Origin of the sequence: Loigolactobacillus bifermentans DSM 20003, from assembly GCF_001434575.1 — a bacterium.
Classification (GTDB): Bacteria; Bacillota; Bacilli; order Lactobacillales; family Lactobacillaceae; genus Loigolactobacillus; species Loigolactobacillus bifermentans.
This window is the reverse complement of record NZ_AZDA01000047.1, coordinates 1-2188: the sequence shown is the minus strand read 5'-3', so window position 1 is coordinate 2188 and position 2188 is coordinate 1. Positions and strand designations below refer to the sequence as shown.

Sequence of the window (2188 nt, the reverse complement as noted above, 5' to 3'; positions counted from 1 at the left end):
TTTAAAGGCAGCTGATCTTTTTTGTCCGAACAGCGTTCGGATTAATTTTACAATCTGCCATTAATAAAAAATACGTCGTTATTCGATGACTGTTGGTACGATCAATTCGAAGCGGTCTGTCAAATAGGTCAATTCAATTGGCAGTTTAACCGCTGGGTCGCCGTCAATACGTGTCGTCACGGCTTGACCAGTTGCACTCGTAATTCGTGCACTGGTTGCCGTTAGCTGTGTAATGGCCTTGGAGTTTTGCAAGTTCCCCGTTAGTGCGAACCAAATATATGGAATTACTTGCCGCCAGCCAATGTTGTTAAGTAGACTAATATGCATTTTTCCTGGAGCAGACGCGCTATAGACGTGCCCACCGACTGATTTGGTCGTTGTAATCAAACAGAACCATGTTTTTAAGGTGTGGCTTCCTTCGTGTTTGAATTGATATCGAATTGGCAGTGACTTATTGTGACCAATATGGCGAATAGCACGGTAAAGATAGCTTAATTTACCGAATCGCTGCTTCTCAGATTGTCGAACTTCATTGGAAATGTCAGCCAAATTACCGAATGTCAGTGAACTCACGACTGCCCGGCGTTGATTACAAACTAGCATGCCGACTGCTTGGGTCGCCGGCTGAGTACAAATTAGTTCGATGGCCGCTTGGGGGTCAGTTGGTAACTGGTAGCGGGTTGCAAAATTATTAACCGTTCCCATGGGAATAACGCCGATACGAATATGTGCTTCAGCTTGGATTAGGGCTGTCATTGCAACGTTCAGTGTGCCATCTCCACCAATAACAATTAGTGCTGACAGTTGAGGAAGTGTTTGCTTAATTAACGCAATTGCCCGGGGGATTCCTGGTGTTGTCAGTAATTGAGACTCAATGCCGTGGTTCGATAGCGCTTGCGCGGTTTGATGGGCGACGGTTGCCGCTTGCCCATTACCCGCTTGTCCGTTATAGAAAATGCCGTAAGTTGTTGTCATGACAATCGCCTCTTGATTAAAAAATTAAGTTTATTCATCGCTTATTTAGTAAGCTTTTGATAGTCTCAGTATAGCTTGAACACTAGTTTGACTGGAAATAATATGCATCATTACTGAATTAGTCGGGTCAATGTGATACAATCCATTTTTGAGTGCATAAATTTTCCTTTCTTGACATATATCAATTTTAATAAGTTTAGAATAGCATATAATGGACTTATAATGAAGAATTGGAGGAATCATTCATGACTAAAAAATACGTTGCTAACATCGTACCACTAAACGTAGAAGGCATTGGAACGGCACCCCATGGAACTGCCACCTTTGTTGAAGACGGTGACCAATTACACGTGGCGATTGAAATGTTTGATACACCTGCAAATACGCAACACTGGGAACATTTCCACGGTTTTCCAGATGGTAAGGCGGCCCAAATTGCCACGATGGCGCAGGATGCCAATCATGACGGATTTGTCGACTTGCCAGAAACTGAACCAGTCTCAGGGACAACGATGGTGCCATTTGACAACGCCCCACATCACATGGACGTGCCAAATGATAACTACCCAGTCGCTGACGCCCAAGGCCACTTTGCCTACGAAATCGATGTGCCATTAGCTGATTTGCAAGCGAAGTTCAAAGAAGTCTTTGGTACCGATGACTTGGAACTCGACAAACGGGTCATCTACATTCACGGCGTACCACAAGACTTGGCTTTACCAGCCACCGTTGCTGGTGAAGTTGGCGCCTACGATGCACACGTCACCTTACCAATTGCGGTTGGGAAGATTGAAGTCGCAGACTAACCTAAAATTTGAAGTAAGCTAAAACATAACGACCGGATGAGCCTATCACATGACAGGTTCATCCGGTCGTTATGTTTATTTCTTTAGACTATCGACGGAAGCCTTGAAAACGCGAAATCGATTGACGATTATGGTTCCGACTGGCGAAGCACGTCCGTTAATTGTTGCCGAAAAATTGGCGTCCAGATATTCCGATAACCTAATCGGGTTGGATGAGCGTCGTCGACCATTGCTAGTGGTTGGGCGCGATTTTCAGCTTTGACCACTGGATCTTGCCAGAGGTCAATAATCGTGAAGTGCCACTTTTTTTGTAAGACTTTCAATTGCTGCACTAATTTACCATAATTCGCATTGGATTGAAGTCAATATTTGAGACAGATTTTAAGAGACATTCAGAACCGCGTTTA

3 protein-coding genes are annotated in these 2188 nt (G+C 44.1%); 1 reads left to right on the top strand and 2 read right to left on the bottom strand.

The features are described from left to right. Window positions 1-78: 78 nt before the first annotated feature. Window positions 79-975 carry a diacylglycerol/lipid kinase family protein gene (locus FC07_RS07505; protein ID WP_057904515.1) on the bottom strand — a complete coding sequence of 299 codons (897 nt, stop codon included), beginning with the start codon at window positions 973-975 and terminating at the stop codon, window positions 79-81. 245 nt (window positions 976-1220) lie between these two features. On the opposite strand from FC07_RS07505, the gene FC07_RS07500 reads away from it, so the two are divergent. Further along, a complete protein-coding gene (locus FC07_RS07500) occupies window positions 1221-1781 on the top strand; it encodes a hypothetical protein (protein WP_057904514.1) in 561 nt (186 codons plus the stop codon). Between the two features lie 128 nt (window positions 1782-1909). On the opposite strand, the gene FC07_RS07495 is transcribed toward FC07_RS07500, so the two are convergent. Beyond that, complete coding sequence (locus tag FC07_RS07495) at window positions 1910-2104, bottom strand: hypothetical protein (RefSeq protein WP_056965284.1); 195 nt, start codon at window positions 2102-2104, stop codon at window positions 1910-1912. Between the last annotated feature and the right edge of the window lie 84 nt (window positions 2105-2188).

Excerpts from the sequence above, each read along its gene's own strand:
- FC07_RS07505 (WP_057904515.1), bottom strand. The coding sequence starts at position 975 with ATGACAACAACTTACGGCATTTTCTATAACGGACAAGCGGGTAATGGG.
- FC07_RS07500 (WP_057904514.1), top strand. The coding sequence starts at position 1,221 with ATGACTAAAAAATACGTTGCTAACATCGTACCACTAAACGTAGAAGGC.